The organism is Nonomuraea sp. PA05 (assembly GCF_008086045.1).
In the GTDB taxonomy this organism is placed as follows: domain Bacteria; phylum Actinomycetota; class Actinomycetes; order Streptosporangiales; family Streptosporangiaceae; genus Nonomuraea; species Nonomuraea monospora.
Genome location: NZ_VSEY01000001.1, coordinates 110,897 through 128,282 on the forward strand (window position 1 = coordinate 110,897; position 17,386 = coordinate 128,282).

Consider the following 17,386-nt stretch of genomic DNA (forward strand, 5'->3'; position numbering starts at 1 on the left):
TCAGAGCTGGTTCCTGATCGGCTCCGGCGTGTCAGGTACGGGCTGCGCGAGGTAGGCCGCCACTTCGGCGGCGGTCAGCAGGCGGGCCTCACGCAGGAGGTCGAGCGACACCCGCCAGGAGGCCCGCGCCTCCTCCGCCCGCCCGAGATCGTGCAGCGCCTGGCCGAGCCACCAGGAGGACACGGCGGTGTAGAGCGTGAAGCCCGTCTCACGCTGGAGCTCGACGGCGCGGCGGTAATGCTCCACGGCCTCCTCCAGCAGGCCGCCCGCCCGGCAGGCGTCGCCCAGGGTGTCGTGGGCGACGCCGAGGCTGCCGGCGTCGTCCAGCTCCTCCGTCATGGTCAGGACGAGCCGGGCCTCCTCGACGGCTTCCTCGAATCTTCCCTGACGGTAGTAGACGTGCACCCGGTTGTTGCGGACGAAGGACTGGTGGTCCTTGCGGCCGGTGCGCTCGGTGATCGTGAGTGCGTGTGCCAGCGCGGTAAGAGCGTCGTCGTGGCGGCCTGTCACGGCGCAGAGGGTCCCGAGGTCGTTGTACAGCCCCGCCTTGCGGTCCGGCCGCCCGGCCAGGTCCCAGGCGGCGAGCCCTTCCTCGATGTGGCGTTCCGCCTGCGCGAACCGCCCGAGCTGATGGTGGGCCGAGGAGAGCCCCTGGCACAGGTACGCCTTGCCCTCCCAGTCCTGCCTCTCGTCGGTGCCGCGCAAGGCCAGCTCGCCCATCTCGAGCATTTCGGAGAACCAGCCTCGCCGGTCGAACAGCCACTGGGCGACGTTCGCGAGCACGGCCGCCGTCTGGTCGGTGGTCTCACCGGCCGCCTGGCGGACCGCGGCCAGCAGATTGTCCCGTTCACGCTCGATCCACTCGTTGGCGGCAGCCACGGTGGGGAGCTCCTCGCCGGGCTGCTCGGCGGGGAAGTAGCCGAAGTCCGAGCTGCCGCCGCCCACCATGTCGTCGGCCCGCGTGGCCGTGGCGAGGTAGTGGTGCAGCGCGCGGCGGATCGCGGCCGCCCGCTCCTGCCCGGGAAGCTCCTGCTCACGGGCGTAGAGGCGGACCAGGTCGTGGAACTGGTACCGGCCAGGACCGGCGGGTTCGAGCAGCCGGGCGTCCATGAGCCGCTCCAGGGCGGTCTCGGTGCGGTGCTCCGGCCAGCCGGCCAGGGCGGCGGTGGCCGCGGTGGTGTGCGCGGGCAGTTCGAGCAGGCCGAGCAGGGTCAGCAGGTGGGCGGCGTCCCGTCCGGACGGCTCCTCGCGCAGGTGCTGGTGACTGACCGCGATGCCGGCGCGTACGGCCAGGTCGGCGTACTCCAGCAGGTCCAGGCGGCGGGTGGCGTCGGCGAGCCGCACCGCCAGGCCGGCGATGGCCCGGCCGGGGCGGGCGGCCAGCCGGGCGCCGGCGATCCGCAGCGCGAGCGGGAAGCCCCCGCAGAGCCGGACGATCTCCGCCGTCGCCTCCGGCTCCGCGTCCACCCTGCCGGCGCCGACGAGGCGGGTGAGCAGCGCGGTCGCGTCGGCGTCGGCGAGCGCGCCCAGGTGCAGGTGGCGGGCGTTGTCCAGGACGGCGAGCGGGTCGCGGCCGGTGACGACGACCCGGCAGCGCGCCCCGGCCGGGATGAGCGGGCGGACCTGGCGCACGTCGCGCGCGTTGTCGAGGATCACCAGCAGGTCGCACGATGCGGTGAGCGAGCGGTAGCGGGCGGCGGCCTCTCCCAGGTCGGCGGGCACGGCGGCGCCGTCGAGGCCCAGCGAGCGCAGCAGGTGGCGGAGGGCTTCGAGGGGCGTCAGCGGAGCCAGCCCGGCGGTGGCGCCGTGCAGGTTGACGTAGACGACGCCGTCGGCGAACCGGTCGCTGACGGCGTGCGCGGCGTGCACGGCGAGCGCCGACTTGCCGATGCCGCCGGGACCGTCGATCACCGTGATCATGGGGCCGTCGGCGGAGACGAGGTCGGCGCGCAGCCGTTCGACCTCGGCGGCGCGGGCGGTGAACGCCTGCGTGCCGGCGGGCAGCTCGGCGGGCACGACCGAGGTGACGCTCTGCGCGGGGGCGGTGCGGTCGAGCGCCGGGTCGCGGGCGAGGACGGCCTGGTGGAGGCGGCGCAGCTCGGGGCCGGGCTCGATGCCCAGCTCCGTCACCATGACCCGGCGGATCTCCTGGTAGACGGCCAGCGCCTCGACGGATCGGGTGTCGCGGTACAGAGCGAGCATGAGCTGGGCGGCGGGCCGCTCGCGCAGCGGGTGCGCCTTGACGTGCTCGGCCAGCTCGGCGGCCACGGCGTGCTGGTCGCCGGCGGCCAGCCGCAGCTCGACGTGCTCCTCCAGGACGGACAGCCGCTCCTCTTCCAGCCGGCCGGCCGCGATCCGCGCCCACGGCGCGTCCAGCTCGGCCAGCGCCGGCCCGCGCCAGAGCCCGAGCGCCTGGCGGAACAGCGCGTCGGCGGCCGCCGACGCATTGCCGGCGCGGGCGGCGCGTGCCTGCCGGGCCAGCCGGGTGAACAGGTGCGCGTCGACGCGGTCCTGGTCGAGGGTGAGGCGGTAGGCGCCGGGCAGGGTCTCGATGAGGTCCTCACCGCAGTGGGAGACCAGCGTGTCCCTGAGCTTGGAGATCACGATGTGCAGCTGTTTGGCCGCGGTCGCCGCCGAGCTGTGCGCCCACACGTCGCCGAGGAGCCGGTCGGCCGTCACGGGGCGGCCCGCGTCCAGGGCGAGCCTGGCCAGAACCCCGATCCGCCGCTGCCCGGCCAGCCTGATCACCTGATCGTCCATCGTGACCTGCCACGGACCGAGAAACGTGATGTCCAGACCCATGCGGGGGGCTCCTTCTTCGCCGGAATCAGAAGCGTAACGATGGTCCGGCTCTCCGGCGGCATATCACGATCAATACTCCTTTCAGCCGTTTGCAAGCGGATTCCCAGTGAAGATCGAGATCCTCTTGCCCGCGATCTGCACCGGAGTCACGATGGCCCCAAGTGTCCATCGCGCAGGGGAACACGAGGTGAGAAATGGCGACGACCACGACGGCGCTCAGCGTTGAAACGCTCAACGGGCGGCACCACAGGACCGCGCTCACGGTCTTCATGATCATTGTGGTGGCTCATTGGGCGGAGCACCTGGTCCAGGCAGTACAGGTCTACGCGTGGGGCTGGCCGCTGGCCGAGGCCCGGGGGGTGCTCGGCCTGCCCTTCCCGTGGCTGGTGACCTCCGAATGGATGCACTACGGCTACGCGCTGCTCATGCTCGTCGGCCTCATCCTCCTGCGCAAGGGGTTCACCGGCAGCGCGCGTACGTGGTGGAACATCTCCCTCGGCATCCAGATCTGGCACCACCTGGAGCACCTGCTGCTGCTCCTGCAGAAGCTCAGCGGCCTCCACCTGATGGGCCGCCCGGTCCCGACCAGCATCCTCCAGCTCGTCTGGCCCCGGATGGAGCTGCACCTGTTCTACAACGCCGTCGTCTTCGCGCCGATGGTCGTGGCCATGGTGCTGCACCGCCGCGCGCGGGCCGGGGCCACCTGCACCTGCGCCGCCCATTGAACGTGCGGGTCAAGCGGCGCCTCAGCGCCTTCACCGTGGCGCTGGCCGGGCTCGGGCTGCTGCTGATCTTCTGGTCCGTGCCCGAGCTCGGGCCCACCATCAAGGCCGCCCGCGCCGACGGAGTGAGCGGCGTGTTCACCGCCCGGGAGCTGCGCTGCATCCAGCATCCCGGGCACGAGTCCTGCGTCTGGGCGGGGGACTTCGCCTCCGGCGACGGGCGGGTCGTACGGCACGACGTCGAGCTGTACGGCAGCGAGCGCGGCACCACCGCGGCGGGACGTACCGTCGAGGCGGTGGACACGGGGCGCGCGAGCCGGGTGTACGGGCCGGACGGCTCGGGGGAGTGGCTGTTCACCACGCTGCTGGCGGTGGCCGGGATGGTCATGGTGGGGGTGGCGGCCAGGCGCGCGTGGCGCTGACGGGCAGCGCGTGCGCCTACGCGAGCGCGTCCGGGGAGACGTGCGGCACTGCGGGGCCGTGCCTATGCTGGTGTCATGGCCCGCGTCCGGCCCCCGCCCGGCCCGGCGATCTCGGCCCGGCGCCTGACGAAGCGGTTCGCCGGCCGGGTCGCCTTCGACGAGCTCACGTTCGAGGTGGAACGCGGCGAGGTGTTCGGTTTCCTCGGCCCGAACGGCGCAGGCAAGACGACGACCGTACGCACGCTCGGCACGCTCCTCGCCCCCACCTCGGGTGCGGCGACCGTAGCCGGGCTCCCGCTCACCCCCGCCAACGGCGCGCGGATCCGCCGCAGGATCGCGGTCCTGCCCGAGTCGCCGGGGCTGTACCTGCGGCTGAGCGTCATGGAGAACCTGCGCTGCTTCGCCGGCCTGTACGAGGTCCCCGCCCCGGCCGCCCGCATCGAACGCGCGCTGCGCGCCGTGGACCTGACCGGCCGCGACCGCGACATCTGCGGCACGCTGTCCAAGGGCCTGCGCCAGCGGGTGGCGCTGGCCAGGGCGCTGCTCGCCGACCCTCAGGTGATCTTCCTCGACGAGCCGGCCTCCGGTCTGGACCCGGCCGCCGCACGCGAGGTGCACGACCTGATAGGCGGGCTGCGCCGGGACGGCGTCACCGTGTTCCTGACCACCCACCGCCTGGAGGAGGCCGAGCGGCTCTGCGACCGCGTCGCGATACTCAACACCACGCTGCGCGCGGCCGGCCGGCCGGCGGAACTGCGCGAGCGGCTGTTCGCGCCGGCGCTCACCGTGCGGACGGCCGTCCCGCTGCCCGATCCCGGCCGGGTGCTGTCCGGCCTGCCCGGCGTCGAAGGCTGGCGGCAGGACGGCGTGGCCGGGTACGTCCTGACGGTCGCCGATCCGGCCGCGGCGGCGCCCGCGCTCACCCGGGCGCTGGTGGCGGCGGGCGCCGACGTGCTCTCGATCGTCCCGACGCGCCCCACGCTCGAGGACGTCTACTTCGAACTCGTCGATCCCGGACAGGCGGACAGGCCATGACCGTCAGCGGGCGGCGGGTGCGCGCCATCGTGGCCAAGGAACTGCGCGAGTACGGACGCAACCGCGCCGTGGTCGCGACGGCGGCCATCCTGCCGCTGGTGTTCCTCATCCAGCCGCTGGTCGCGGTCTTCGCCCTGCCGGTCGCGGCGGCGACCGCGCTGCGGCAGGAGCACACCCTGCTCTACCTGCTGGGCGTCCCGGCACTCGTCCCCTCCACCCTGGCCGCGTACGCGGTGGTCGGCGAACGCCTGCAAGGCACACTCGAACCCGTGCTGGCCACCCCCATCCGCCGCAGGGAGCTGCTGCTGGGCAAGGCCGTGGCCGCGTTCATCCCCTCGGCGGCCATCGCCTACGGCGTGTTCGCCCTGTTCGTGGCCGTCGTCGAGCTGTTCGCGCATCCCGCCGTCGCCGCCGCGTTCGTCAGAGGCCCGGAGCTGCTGGCCCAGGTCCTGTTCACGCCGCCGCTCGCGCTCTGGTCCGTCTGGGTCGGCATCGGCGTCTCAGCCCGCTCGCGCGACCCCCGATCGGCGGGGCAGCTCGCCCTTCTGCTGAGCCTCCCGCCGGTCGCGGTCACCTCGCTGGTCGCCTTCGACGTCATCCCCGCCGTCCTGCCCACGGCGCTCGTGCTGGGGGCGGTCCTGCTGCTCCTGGACGTACTCGGCTGGCGGGCCGCCTCGGCCCTGGTCGATCGTGAACGGCTCGTCACCGGCGCGCGAGCATGACTCCTGTCATGCGAAGCCCATGACACCGGCGACTGACCTCCGCGAGCTCCGCGCGCTCATGCTGGGCGCCATGACCCTCTTCAGCACGTTCGCGTCCCGGCTGGGAGCCGCGACCCTCGCCGCCTCGCTGCTCGCGGCACAACCCGCCGCCGCGGCGCAGGCGGGCGGCCTCGACGGGGAGAGCCTGCGCCGCACCCTCGACGCCCTGCACGCGGCAGGCATGTACGGCGCCTACTCGCACGTCGTGGACGGCAGGCAGACCTGGAAGGGCGCCGCCGGCGTCGCCGACATCGAGACCCGCCGCCCCGTACGCCCCGACATGGTGCACAGGATCGGCAGCATCACCAAGACGTTCACCGCCGTGGCGGTCATGCAGCAGGTGGGCAAGGGCACGATCGAGCTCGACGCGCCCATCGGCCGCTACTTACCGGACCTGGCGCCGGGCGAGCGCGGGCAGCGGATCACCGTACGCATGCTGCTCAACCACACCAGCCACGTCCGCGACCACACCGGGCTGATCTTCCCGACGGTCGAGAGCCTGGACGCCAACCGCTTCCGCACGTTCCCGGCGCGGGAGCTGGCGCGGCTCGGCCTGGAGGCTCCCGCCACCGGTGAGCCGGGGGAACTGCCGGGAATGTACTCCAACACGAACTACGTCATCGCCGGGCTGCTGCTGGAGAAGGTAACGGGCGTCGGCGCCGAGCGCTACATCACCGACCACGTGATCCGCGCGGCGGGGCTGCGGCACACGTCCTTCCCGCGCACCCCGCACGTGCCCGGCCCGCACTCCAAGGCGTACGAGGCGCTGTACGGCTACTTCGACCCGCCCAGGGACTACAGCGTCTACGACATGTCCTGGGCGGGGACGGCGGGCGCGATCACCTCCACGATGGAGGATCTCAACCGCTTCTTCCGGACGCTGCTGAACGGACGGCTGCTCGACGCCGCTCTGCTGGCCGAGATGCGCACGACGGTGCCGGTACGGTCGCTCTCCGGCCCGGTGATCGACTACGGGCTCGGGATCTACCCCCTCGACCTGCCGTGCGGCCGGTTCTGGGGACACGACGGGAGCATCCCGGGCATGCAGACCCTGTCGTTCCTCGACGCGTCCGGCTCCCGGCAGTTCGCCTTGGGGCTCAACCTGCGCAACTACCAGCAAGTGGACGAGAACGGCCAGCCGGTTCCGCACGCCATCGACTACGCGTTCGGCGCCCATCTCCTGGCGATGGCCTGCGGGACGGACAATGCCGCGGCGGGCAGGGTGGCGCAGCCGTACACGCCGCCCCTGATGGACGGGGGGACGCTCACGCCCTGATCAACGCGCGCCCCGGCCCGGCTCGGTCAGCGCGTGCTCGACGTGCGACCGCGGCCAGATCGTGCCGGGGTCGCGGTGAGTCACGGCAGCGTCGGCTCGTCCGGCCAGCGGAAGATCTTGATGATGTCGTGCAGCACGTCGAGCTGGTAGTCGTACAACCAGTAGGGAGAGTCCCGCGACAGGCGGATCGCGGGCTCGAACAGGCGGGCGACGCCGGGATTCCGCGTCAGATGGGCTGCCAGGCAGAGCAGGACGGCCAGGCGCGGATGACGGGCGAGGTCCACGTGCGGCAGGACCAGCTCGACGAGCTCCTTGGCCGGGTCGTTCAGGAGCGTGGCGGCGAGGACGGCGGGGTCGGGGGACAGCTGATCGGCGAGGCGGAGCCGCAGGTTCAGCAGGGACAGGAGATCGTCGTGATCCATCTGGTGGCCGCGCAGCACCAGTAGCACGTCGATCAGGCGCGTCAGCGGTGCGACCCTCGGGGAGGGCGCATCCTGGTCCGGGTAGTCGGAGTCGGGAACAGGGCGGTTCCGGAACAAGGCCATGATCAGCCAGGCTGCGATGCCTTGGTCCCAGGAATCATCGGGCATGCGGTAGGCGAGTCCGTCCTGGATGGCAAGGCCGAGCCGCAGCCGTTCCTCCAGCATCTTGTCCCCGGCCAGCCGGGCCAGGAGGGCCTCGCGATACTCCGGCATCCATCGGACGCCGTTCCTTCCCAGCTGCCCGTCTCGGTAGGCCAGCAGGTCGAGGACTCCGTCGAGCTGCTCAGGGTCGAGCCCGGTGCTCCACAACGTCACGGTCGAGCGCCACGCCCGCAGGTCCTCGCCGAACACCTCGGCGACGAGCATCGGCGCCATCCTCACCCGCAGCAGGACGAGGTTCAGCGAATACGCCGCCAGGTGCCGCACCCGATCCAGGGGAGTCGGCCGGTAGGAGGCGTGACGGCCGGTGTCCGGCCGCTGCCTGACGGATGAGACCAGCTTCTCCAGGAGCGCGGCGACCTGCTTGCGCGACGGCTCGGGCAGTTCGTCGAAGAGTTCGGCGGCGAACGTGAGGATCTGCGGGCGGTCGCTGAACGGCTGATGCGACAGCAGCGCGTACAGGAACCCGTCGTCCACCGCCCTGCCGGGTAGGGCGGGCGTGGCGGCGAGCGCGCGCAGCGTGTCGACGACGTGCGCGGCGACCAGGTACTCGCCGAACGTGGCGTGCAGGAACTCGTAGCAGCGCCGGACGGAGTCCTCGTTGCCGGTGCGCGCCTCGGCCCGGTGCACGAAGAAGAACCGCCCGACCAGGTCGCGACCGATCTCGGCCACGTCGGGCGCCTCCGACTGCCGCTCCTCCAGGGCGATCAGGTCGGCGCCCAGCTCGGCGTCGGTGATGTCCTGGCGTCCGCGGTTGACCATGGCGAACGCCGCCACGGTGAGCCGCCACAGATGGCTCTCGGCCGCCGCCGCGACGGCTTTCTCGCTCAGCGGCACGGGCGACTTGCCCGCCTCCCTGCGGGCGAACTCGTCCAGCAGCAGCCGATAGAGCGCGCTCGTTGACATGACGGTCTCGATGGGTGACGCGGCCGGATCCGCCGCGTACAGGGCGAGCATGAGCAGCAGGAGCGGCTGCTTGACCAGCTCGGCCAGATCGGGGCGGTCGCTCACCGACGTGAGGGTGAGCCGGCGCACCCGCCCGGCCGCCGCGGCGGCCTCGTTGACCCGGTTCCAGCGGTCCAGCCATTGGGCGATCTGGCCGTCGTCGAAGTCCTCCAGCTTGACGATCGGCGTGCCGTCGGTGATGAGCACCCGGTCGGCCACCACCGTGCGGGAGGTGACGATCACTGCCACCGGCATGCCCTGCCGCGCCTCCTTCTGCTGGAAGCCGATGATCTCCTGAAGGTAGCCGCGCCGGTCCCGGCCGCCGGACGCCGCCTGGAGCAGCTCGTCCAGGCCGTCGAGCAGGACGACGCGCACGGCCCGCGGGCTGGCCCGCGCGACCTCCCACCACTGGGCGCGCCGGTTCGTGGCCAGGTCGAGCGCCGCCTGGATCTGGTCCAGCACCGAGTCGTCGGCGTTGACCCGGCGCAGGGGCACGCGCACCACCGTGTACGAGGCCGAAGGCAGGCGGGCGGCCAGCACCTTGGTGAGCAGGCTCTTTCCGGCCCCTGGATGGCCGAGTAGCAGTAGCGGCCGCTCGAAGGCGGCCGGTGAGGTGAGGTGGGCGGTCAGCAGCAGGTCGAGGTGGCGGCTGAAGCGCTGCTCCTGCCACCACTCCTCGGACGCCGGGCGGCTGCCGTCCCGGACGTAGGCGGCGAAACGACAGTGCGGGCCGACGTAGATCTGCTCGACGGTCGGAACGGCCAGCGCGGCGTCGTGGCGTGCGTCCATCGGGACCACTGGTTCGGAAAGTTCGCCCCGGTTCGCGTTCGCGACGACCCCGGCCACGTCCCGCTCGCTCGTCTCGCGGCGTGACAGATCGAGGCTCAGCAGCCGTTCGATCCTGGCCAGCGCGGAGCCTTGCGTCCGGAACGCCTCCCGCAACTCGGCGCGGGCGTTCGTGACGGTGTGCCGGGTGGCCGCGTGCTCGTCCAGGCTGGCCCACACGAAGAACTCGGGAACCGCGGCGGCCAGCCCGAGATAGCGCGTGCGGTACCGCTCCAGTGCCTTGTCCAGCACGGCCCGCGTTTCTGGAAGCGGCCCGGTTCCGGTGAGCCGGAGGAAGCGGAGCGTCCGGGTGCCGAGAGGTTCGAGCCAGCCCGCGACCGCGCCGAGGTTGTCGTGGAAGCCGCGGGTCGCGGACGGGATCGGCACCTCCAGCCGGTAGAGGGCGTCGAAGAGGCGTTCCCCGTCGCCGAGCCACTCGCCGGTGGTGAGCGTCTCCTCGTCCCCGGCGAGCAGGCGCAGGCCTTTCGCCTCCTCGCGCAGCACCTCGAAGAGGGACGAGGCCACGATCGTGGTGTGGGCGGCCGTGATGAGCTGGTGCCGCTCGTAGCCCTCCAGCCCGAGCAGCTTGCCGCGGACGCCGTCGAGGACGGCCCGCAGCAGGCTCGCCGCCTCGTTCTTCTGGTCGATCCAGCCCCACACCGCCGCCAGTAACGCGGCCGGGCCGGGCGCGCCGACCGCGAGCGACGCCACGCCCGCGGCCAGGACGCCGCCACCGAGCAGTCCGTTCAGCCGATCCAGCGCGGGCCGGTCGTGGTGGCCCAGGATCTCCAGGGCGCCGCGATAGGACAGTGAGACATCTCGCCACATCCCGTGCCCCCGGTGGTCGCGTCCGTCCGACTACCTTCCGTTATCGCAGCGCGGGCCGCGCGGTGTTACGCCACAAGGCGGCCGCCGCCCACAGCCCACCCACCATGACCAGCACCCCGTGCGCGACCCGCAGCGGATAGGGCCCGAAGAACTGCGGGATGAACAGCACGAACCCCAGCGCCAGCACCACCCCGCTCCACCGCGGCAACACCCCGGACCGCCACACGGCCACGGCCGCCATGACGGTGCCGGCGGCCAGCAGGACAAGCCCGCCGGCGAACATGCCGACCGGCACGGCCCCGAAGCGGAACTGCTCGGCCAGCTCCATCAACGCGGGCGTCCCGTCGCGCAGGGAGCGCTGGGCGATCACGTTCAGGCCGAAGTCCTCAGCTCCGTAGTAGGGCAGGGTCAGGCCCGCGCCGATCCAGGTGAGCACGGCGGCGCGCAGGGAGAGCCGGTCGCCGAGCGCCTGGTGCAGGCCGAGCACTGCCACGCCGAGCAGGATGAAGCCGGCCATGGCGGCGGCGTGCCCGGCGACCCAGGCGGTGGAGGCCATGGCCGCCGCGTCGTCGCCGGCGGGCCGCAGGGCGATGTAGAGCAGGAAGAGGACGCCGCCGGCGGCGAAGGCCGCGGAGGTGAGCCGAGGGGACATCGATGCTCCTTCTTAAGGGCATTGCTCTGTTATGTGAGCAATGCTCTCGTCAAGGGCGCACTGATGTCAAGAGCGGTGCTCTCTCATGTGATGGGTGTTCTCTAGATGTGGGCGGGGACCTCGTTGCCGGCGTCGCGGATGGCCTTGGGCAGGTTCGTCATGGCCAGCAGGATGAACCCGATCACGAAGAAGACGATCATCGACAGGATGGCGATGCGATAGCTGTTGGTGAACTGCAGCGCCAGGGTGATCGTCAGCGAGCCGATGAACGCCGAGCCCTTGTCGCTGATCTGCAGCAGGCTGAAGTACTCCGCCTCCCTGCCCCTGGGGATCACCTGGGAGAACAGCGAGCGCGACAGCGCCTGCGTGCCGCCCAGCACGATGGCGATCGCGAACGCCATCACGTAGAACTGCAGCGCCTGCCCCTCGGCCACGAACATGGCCATGGCCACGATCGCCGTCCACACCACCAGGCTGGCCAGCACCGTGCGCTTCGTGCCGAGGCTGCGCGCCAGCCAGCCGAGCAGCAGCGCGCCGAAGAACGCCACGAACTGCACCATCAGGATCGCGGTGATCTGCACCTCCTGCGGCAGCTTGAGCGCCTCGGAGGCGAAGGCCGCGCTGTTGCCGATGACCGTCTGCACGCCGTCGTTGTAGACCAGGTACGCCACCAGGAACAGCAGCGTCCTCGGGTAACGGCGCAGCTCGGACAGGGTGCGGCCGAGCTGGCGGAAACTGCCGCCGACCGAGCGCAGCGCGGTGGTCTCGTGCGCGGGCACGGGCCGGTTGCGCAGCCGCAGCAGCGGGACGATCGTGAACGTGGCCCACCACAGGCCGGCCGACATCATGCAGATGCGCACCGCCATGCCCTGGGTGAGGCCGAGGCTCTCGTACTGGAGGTAGAGCACCAGGTTGAGCGCCAGCAGCAGGCCGCCGCCGAGGTAGCCGATGGCCCAGCCGCGCGAGGAGACGCCGTCGCGCTCCTGGGGCGTGGAGATCTGCGGCAGGAACGAGTCGTAGACCACGATCGAGGCGCCGTAGAACAGGTTGGCCAGGATGAACAGCACGCCACCCAGCAGGTAGCGGTCGCCCTCGACGAAGAACAGGCCCATCGCGGACAGCGCCCCGGCGTAGGCGAAGACGCCGAGCATCTCCTTCTTGCGGCCGGTGTGGTCGGCCAGCGCGCCCACGATCGGCAGGACGACGATCTGCAGGAACACCGCGACCGTGGTGATCAGGCCGAAGTAGGCGGCGGGCCTGATGTCGGCGCCGAGCACGTCCACGTACCCCAGCCCGGGGTTCATGACGGTGAGCTGGTCGAAGGTCTCCACGCACCTGCCGGGCTCCACGGACGGGAAGTCCTTGGCGCAGGCCGCGCTCTTGGCGACCGGGATGAGGTACGGGCCCAGGAAGACCGAGATGACCACCGTGTAGAAGGCGGAGTTGGCCCAGTCGTAGAAGTACCAGCCGCGCTGCTCGCGCCGGCGCGCGCCGGGGGAGTCGTCGAGGGCCGCGGGGGGTGCGGGTACGGGCATGGTGACGGATCGCTCCTTGGCGGCGAAGGGAGAGGGTCAGGCGGCGAGGCGGCCGGGATGCCACAGCCCCCGGCGCTCCAGCACGTCACGCAGGCCGGTGACGTTGTCGGTCATGATGCCGTCGACGCCCAGGTCGAGCAGGTGCTCCATGCGGTCGGCGTCGTTGATCGTCCACACGTGCACCTGCATGCCGATGGCGTGCGCGGTGCGTACCAGGCGGCGGGTGGTGACCCGCAGGCCGCGGAAGCCCACCGGCACCTGCGCGCACGGCACCCCGGCGCGCGAGAGCCTGGCCAGCAGGCGGCCGTAGCCGGAGGTGGTCGCGGCGGCCCGCAGCGCGGCGACGCCGCGCGGCCCGAGCGCCGAGCACACCTGCCCGCCGAGCGCCGCCCTGGCCAGCACCAGCCGTTCGTCGGAGAACGAGGTCAGGCAGACGCGGTCGTAGGCGTTGGTGCGCCTGATCGCCTCGGCCAGCGGGGCGATGGCGGCCGCTTCCTTGACGTCGATGTTGAAGCGGATCTCCGGCCAGGTGCCGAGCAGGTCCTCCATCAGCGGGATCTCGTGCACCCCGCCGATGCGGGCCCGCTTGACCGCCTGGTAGGGCAGCTCCGAGATGCGGCCACGCCGGTCGGTCACGCGGTCGAGCGTGTGGTCGTGGAAGGCCAGCAGCACGCCGTCGGCGGTGGCGTGCGCGTCGGTCTCCAGGTAGGTGTAGCCGAGCGCGACCGCCCGTTCGAACGCGGCGGCGGAGTTCTCCGCGCCTTCCGCCGCGCCTCCGCGGTGGGCGAAGGCCAGCGGGCCTGGATGGTCGAGGAAGGCGAATCGACGGCTCAGCACGTCCTGAAGTATGCCCTTCCCGAGTGAACGGTTCGGTTACGAATCAGGGAGATTCTGCCACTCCTGGCGGCGCGCCTCGGACAGCGCGATGGCCGCCGCCACCGCCACGTTGAACGAGCCGACCCGCCCGACCTGCGGGATGTAGCAGGCCCCGTCGACGGCGTCGAGCAGGGCGGGGGAGCAGCCGTGGTCCTCGCTGCCGACGACCAGGCACACGTCGCGGCCCAGAGCGGCCCTGTGCAGGGGAGTGGCCTCGGCGGTCAGCTCGATCGCCAGCACCGCGTAGCCGGCCTCCCTGGCCGCCTTGACCGCCTCGACGGCGGGCACGGCCTCGTGCCAGGTGACCAGGCGCTCGGTGCCGAGCGCGGTCTTGCCCGCCTTGGGGTTGGTGGGCGGGGTGGCGTTGCCGGCCAGCCAGATCTCGTCCACGCCGAACGCGGCGGCGCTGCGGAAGATCGAGCCGATGTTGAACGGGCCGGTGACCGACTCGATGATCAGGCCGAGACGGTTCTGGGTGTTCCTGCGCCAGGTGCGGTTGAGCCGCTTGACGTCGGTGGGGCGCAGTTGCCTTCTCACGGGGTCACCTTCAGTACGCGGTAGGCGGCCCGGCTGACCTCGCGGGAGGCCTGCCAGCCCTGCTCGCCGAGCCAGCGCTGCAGGGAGTCGGAGCCGAGGTGTTTCTGGACGACCAGGTAGGCCACGCCGTCGGGCGTCAGCCGGGTGAGCCACCTGGTGAGCATGTCGTGCAGGGCCTGCTTCCCAATCCGGATCGCAGGATTAGACCAGATGGCCCGAAATTTCACTTCATCTGGCACTTCATCGATATGTACGGACCTTACTTTGTCAAGGGCGGCAGATCGGGCATTTCGCTCCGCGAGCTCCAGGCTCCGCCGGTTCACGTCGACGGCCCACACCGTCGCGCCCGGCGCCCGCTTCGCCATGGTCAGCGCGATCGGCCCGTACCCGCAGCCCAGGTCGAGCAGGTCGCCCTCCTGCGGCGGCGCGGGGACGCTCTCCAGCAGCACGCGCGTGCCGACGTCCACCCGCTCGGGGGAGAACACGCCGCTGTCGGTCTCCAGCCGCAGATGCAGATCGGGCAGGACGAGATCGACAGAGCCGGGCCTGCTCGCGGTGCCCGGCTGCTCGGAGAAGTAGTGCGCCACGTCGCCAAACGTTACGGGATCCGCGAGCCGAACAGGACCGCGGCGCCCGCCACCAGCAGCCCGGCCAGGATGGCCGCCACGATGAACCACTGGGTGATCTCCTGGCTGACCAGCTTGTAGCCGAGCGAGGTGCCGATCTGCTCGTAGACCTCGCGCAGCTCGCTGCCGGACTCGGCGGTGTAGGCGCGCCCGCTGGTGCCGTCGGACAGCGACTGCAGGGTCTGCTTGTTGACGGGCACGTTCACGGGCCGCCCGTCGATGTTGACGGTGCCCTCCTGGGTGCCGTACGCGATGGTGGAGACCGGGACGCGGGCCTGCTGGGCGGCCTCGATGGCCTCGTTCACCGAGCGGCCGGAGGTGTTGTCGCCGTCGGAGAGCAGCACGATCGCGGCCGGCGGCGGGTCGGTGGCGGCCTGCTGGTCGAAGGAGCGCACCGACTCCAGCGCGTTGAAGACGGCCTCGCCGATGGCGGTGCCGGGGCGGGTGGTGAGGTTGCCGATGGCGGTGACAACGGCCTGGTGGTCGGTGGTGGGGGAGATGACGACGTTGGCCGAGCGGGCGAAGGAGACGACGCCGACGTTGAAGCGGTCGGGCAGCTCCCTGGCGAACGCCTGGGCGGCGGCCTTGGCGGCGGTGATGCGGTTGGGCTGCACGTCGTCGGCGTCCATGGACAGGGAGACGTCCAGGGCGATCATGATGGTGGCCCTGTCGCGGGGCACGCGCACCTGGTCGGCGGGCTTGGCGGCACCGATGACCAGCAACGACATCATGACGAGGAAGAGCGCAGGCGCCACGTGGCGGCGCCAGCCGGGGCCCGCGGGGGCGACGAGGTCGAGCAGGGCCAGGTTGGTGAAGCGCACGGTGTAGCGGCGGCGGGCGAACATCGCCGCGATGTAGCCGGCCACGAGCAGCAGCACCAGCACGAACAGCCACAACCAGCCGGGGGCGAGAAACGTCATGCGGTGGGCCTCCGGTGGGCGAGGTGGCTCATGCGGCGCTGGCGCAGCACGAACTGCGCGATGTCGAAGACCCAGTCGCGGTCGGTGCGCAGGACGAGGTGGGCGATGCCGGCGCGGCGCAGGGCCAGGCGGGTGCCCTCACGTTGCAGGGCGGCGGCCTCCGCGTACGCGCGCCGGATCTTGGGCGTTAGGTGCACTTCGCGTACGTTCCCGGTCTCGGGGTCGGCGAACGCGACGCGGCCCACGTCGGGCAGTTCGAGCTCGCGGGGGTCGATGACCTCGACGGCCAGCACCTGGTGGCGGGCCGCCAGCCGCCTGATGGGGCGCTCCCAGGGGCGTTCCGCGTCGGGGTCGAGGTCGGGGTGGGCGTCGAGGAAGTCGGAGACGATCAGCCGCATGCCGCGCCGCCTGCGGGTGGCCGAGAGGATCTCGATGCCTTCCGCGAGGTCGGGCGGGTCGGGCACGACGCTGCCGCGCGGGGCGTCCATGAGGGAGTGCAGCAGCCCGTACAGGGCGGGGCGGCCGGTGCGGGCGGGCATGCGGTGCACGAACTCGTCGTGGATGACCAGCGCGCCGAACCGGTCGCCCATCCGGCTGGACAGGAACCCGATGGCGCCGACGGCGGCCACGACCAGGTCGCGCTTGTCGGTGTCGGCGGTGCCGAAGTCCATGCTGGGCGACAGGTCGGCCAGCGCCCACGTCTCCAGCTCGCGGTCGGCGATGAGGTCGCGGACGTGCGGGACGGTCGTGCGGGCGGTGACGTTCCAGTCCATGCGCCGCACGTCGTCCTCGCCCGGCACGTAGACGCGGCTGTCTCCGGCCTCGCTGCCGGTGCCGGGCAGCAGGCCCTGGTGGGCGCCGTGCAGCAGGCCGTCGAGGCGGCGGGTGACGGTCAGCTCCAGCCGGCGCAGCGCCTGCTCCGCTGTGGTGGGGCTCAACGGTTCTGATTCCAGACGACGAGGGGCGGGGGGACGGCTTGCAGGATCTGCTTGACGACGCTCTCCGGGTCGACGCCGTCGGCGAGCGCGTCGAAGGTGAGCATCAGACGGTGGGACATGACGTCCACGGCGACGTCGCGCACGTCGTCCGGCAGCAGATAGTCGCGGCCGCGCAGCAGGGCCAGCGCCCGGCCGGCGGAGACGAGGCCGAGGGTGGCGCGCGGGCTGACGCCGATCTCGATGGTCTCGGTGAGGTCGGCCAGGCCGTACTCGGCCGGCGCGCGGGTGGACATGACCAGCCGGACGACGTAGTCGGCGACGAGCTGGTGCACCGACACCTGCTCGGCCGCCTCCTGGAGGGCGAGCAGCTTGTCGGGGTCGAGCACCCGCTCGGGGACGGGCGGCCTGACGCTCATCCGGTGCAGGATCTCCAGCTCCTCGTGGGCGCTGGGGTGCGGCACGCGCACCCGGAACAGGAACCGGTCGCGCTGCACCTCGGGCAGCGGGTAGACGCCTTCGGACTCGATGGGGTTCTGGGTGGCCAGCACGATGAACGGCCTGGGCAGGGGGTGGGTGACGCCGGCGAGGGTGACCTGGCGCTCGGCCATCACCTCCAGCAGCGCCGACTGGACCTTGGCGGGTGCGCGGTTGATCTCGTCGGCCAGCAGGAAGTTGACGAAGACGGGGCCCAGCTCGACGTCGAACTTCTCGTTGGACGGGTGGTAGACGCGGGTGCCGACGATGTCGCTCGGCACGAGGTCGGGGGTGAACTGAATGCGGGCGAACGTGCCGCCCACGACGGTGGCCAGGGTGGCGGCGGCTAGGGTCTTGGCGACGCCTGGGACGCCTTCGAGCAGGCAGTGCCCGCGTGCCAGCAGGGCCACCAGCAGCCTTTCGACCATGTGGTCCTGCCCGACGATGACACGCCGGACCTCGTCGAGACTCTGACGCAGCAGTGCCGCGTCGGTTCCGCCCGGCAATTCTTCGGCGACGCTCATGACGCCATTCCACCAAACGCGCCGCAAACGTGCACGACGCCACGTCT

Annotated in this window: 15 protein-coding genes; 5 read left to right on the forward strand and 10 right to left on the reverse strand. The window is 71.9% G+C overall.

The window, feature by feature from the left end:
• Complete coding sequence (locus FXF51_RS00500; RefSeq protein ID WP_148432193.1) at positions 1 to 2,802, reverse strand: AfsR/SARP family transcriptional regulator; 2,802 nt, start codon at positions 2,800 to 2,802, stop codon at positions 1 to 3.
• A 194-nt stretch (positions 2,803 to 2,996) separates the two neighbouring features.
• Here FXF51_RS00500 and FXF51_RS00505 point away from each other — a divergent pair, with 194 nt between their 5' ends.
• From FXF51_RS00505 to FXF51_RS00525, 5 genes are all read left to right on the forward strand, one after another.
• Positions 2,997 to 3,527, forward strand: coding sequence for a hypothetical protein (locus tag FXF51_RS00505; RefSeq protein ID WP_148432194.1), 531 nt, complete (start codon positions 2,997 to 2,999; stop codon positions 3,525 to 3,527).
• Positions 3,528 to 3,529: 2 nt separating this feature from the next.
• The gene (locus FXF51_RS00510) at positions 3,530 to 3,946 is read left to right on the forward strand and encodes a hypothetical protein (RefSeq protein WP_222871059.1); all 417 of its coding nucleotides are present in this window, start codon (positions 3,530 to 3,532) and stop codon (positions 3,944 to 3,946) included.
• 75 nt (positions 3,947 to 4,021) lie between these two features.
• A complete protein-coding gene (locus FXF51_RS00515; protein ID WP_148432195.1) occupies positions 4,022 to 4,981 on the forward strand; it encodes an ABC transporter ATP-binding protein in 960 nt (319 codons plus the stop codon).
• Positions 4,978 to 5,703, forward strand: coding sequence for an ABC transporter permease (locus FXF51_RS00520; protein ID WP_148432196.1), 726 nt, complete (start codon positions 4,978 to 4,980; stop codon positions 5,701 to 5,703). Before FXF51_RS00515 ends, FXF51_RS00520 begins: the two co-directional genes overlap by 4 nt.
• Positions 5,704 to 5,722: 19 nt before the next feature.
• Positions 5,723 to 7,018 (forward strand): serine hydrolase domain-containing protein, encoded by a 1,296-nt coding sequence (locus FXF51_RS00525; protein WP_262379224.1) that lies wholly within the window; start codon positions 5,723 to 5,725, stop codon positions 7,016 to 7,018.
• An 80-nt stretch (positions 7,019 to 7,098) separates the two neighbouring features.
• Here the strand turns inward: FXF51_RS00525 and FXF51_RS00530 are convergent, their stop codons facing one another.
• The 9 genes from FXF51_RS00530 to FXF51_RS00570 all read right to left on the reverse strand — a co-directional run bounded on the left by FXF51_RS00530 (position 7,099) and on the right by FXF51_RS00570 (position 17,339).
• A complete protein-coding gene (locus tag FXF51_RS00530; RefSeq protein ID WP_148432197.1) occupies positions 7,099 to 10,257 on the reverse strand; it encodes an NACHT domain-containing protein in 3,159 nt (1,052 codons plus the stop codon).
• Between the two features lie 40 nt (positions 10,258 to 10,297).
• Entirely contained in the window at positions 10,298 to 10,909 is a 612-nt protein-coding gene (locus tag FXF51_RS00535) for a hypothetical protein (protein ID WP_148432198.1), read from the reverse strand.
• Positions 10,910 to 11,010: 101 nt separating this feature from the next.
• Positions 11,011 to 12,444: an MFS transporter gene (locus FXF51_RS00540; RefSeq protein WP_148432199.1), complete on the reverse strand. Its 1,434-nt coding sequence runs from the start codon at positions 12,442 to 12,444 to the stop codon at positions 11,011 to 11,013.
• Positions 12,445 to 12,480: 36 nt separating this feature from the next.
• A complete protein-coding gene (locus tag FXF51_RS00545) occupies positions 12,481 to 13,281 on the reverse strand; it encodes a glycerophosphodiester phosphodiesterase family protein (protein WP_148432200.1) in 801 nt (266 codons plus the stop codon).
• 36 nt (positions 13,282 to 13,317) lie between these two features.
• Positions 13,318 to 13,857 carry a TrmH family RNA methyltransferase gene (locus FXF51_RS00550; RefSeq protein ID WP_148432201.1) on the reverse strand — a complete coding sequence of 180 codons (540 nt, stop codon included), beginning with the start codon at positions 13,855 to 13,857 and terminating at the stop codon, positions 13,318 to 13,320.
• Entirely contained in the window at positions 13,854 to 14,444 is a 591-nt protein-coding gene (locus FXF51_RS00555; protein WP_148432202.1) for a class I SAM-dependent methyltransferase, read from the reverse strand. Before FXF51_RS00555 ends, FXF51_RS00550 begins: the two co-directional genes overlap by 4 nt.
• A gap of 11 nt (positions 14,445 to 14,455) precedes the next feature.
• Entirely contained in the window at positions 14,456 to 15,403 is a 948-nt protein-coding gene (locus FXF51_RS00560; RefSeq protein ID WP_148432203.1) for a VWA domain-containing protein, read from the reverse strand.
• Positions 15,400 to 16,341, reverse strand: coding sequence for a DUF58 domain-containing protein (locus FXF51_RS00565; protein ID WP_148432204.1), 942 nt, complete (start codon positions 16,339 to 16,341; stop codon positions 15,400 to 15,402). Before FXF51_RS00565 ends, FXF51_RS00560 begins: the two co-directional genes overlap by 4 nt.
• Positions 16,338 to 17,339 carry an AAA family ATPase gene (locus FXF51_RS00570; protein ID WP_148432205.1) on the reverse strand — a complete coding sequence of 334 codons (1,002 nt, stop codon included), beginning with the start codon at positions 17,337 to 17,339 and terminating at the stop codon, positions 16,338 to 16,340. The genes FXF51_RS00565 and FXF51_RS00570 overlap by 4 nt, the downstream gene beginning before the upstream one ends.
• Positions 17,340 to 17,386 lie beyond the last annotated feature (47 nt).

Coding starts and splice junctions, on each gene's coding strand:
- FXF51_RS00540 (WP_148432199.1), bottom strand. CDS start 12,444: ATGCCCGTACCCGCACCCCCCGCGGCCCTCGACGACTCCCCCGGCGCG.
- FXF51_RS00560 (WP_148432203.1), bottom strand. CDS start 15,403: ATGACGTTTCTCGCCCCCGGCTGGTTGTGGCTGTTCGTGCTGGTGCTG.
- FXF51_RS00515 (WP_148432195.1), top strand. CDS start 4,022: ATGGCCCGCGTCCGGCCCCCGCCCGGCCCGGCGATCTCGGCCCGGCGC.
- FXF51_RS00530 (WP_148432197.1), bottom strand. CDS start 10,257: ATGTGGCGAGATGTCTCACTGTCCTATCGCGGCGCCCTGGAGATCCTG.
- FXF51_RS00500 (WP_148432193.1), bottom strand. CDS start 2,802: ATGGGTCTGGACATCACGTTTCTCGGTCCGTGGCAGGTCACGATGGAC.
- FXF51_RS00525 (WP_262379224.1), top strand. CDS start 5,723: ATGACACCGGCGACTGACCTCCGCGAGCTCCGCGCGCTCATGCTGGGC.
- FXF51_RS00520 (WP_148432196.1), top strand. CDS start 4,978: ATGACCGTCAGCGGGCGGCGGGTGCGCGCCATCGTGGCCAAGGAACTG.
- FXF51_RS00505 (WP_148432194.1), top strand. CDS start 2,997: ATGGCGACGACCACGACGGCGCTCAGCGTTGAAACGCTCAACGGGCGG.
- FXF51_RS00535 (WP_148432198.1), bottom strand. CDS start 10,909: ATGTCCCCTCGGCTCACCTCCGCGGCCTTCGCCGCCGGCGGCGTCCTC.
- FXF51_RS00570 (WP_148432205.1), bottom strand. CDS start 17,339: ATGAGCGTCGCCGAAGAATTGCCGGGCGGAACCGACGCGGCACTGCTG.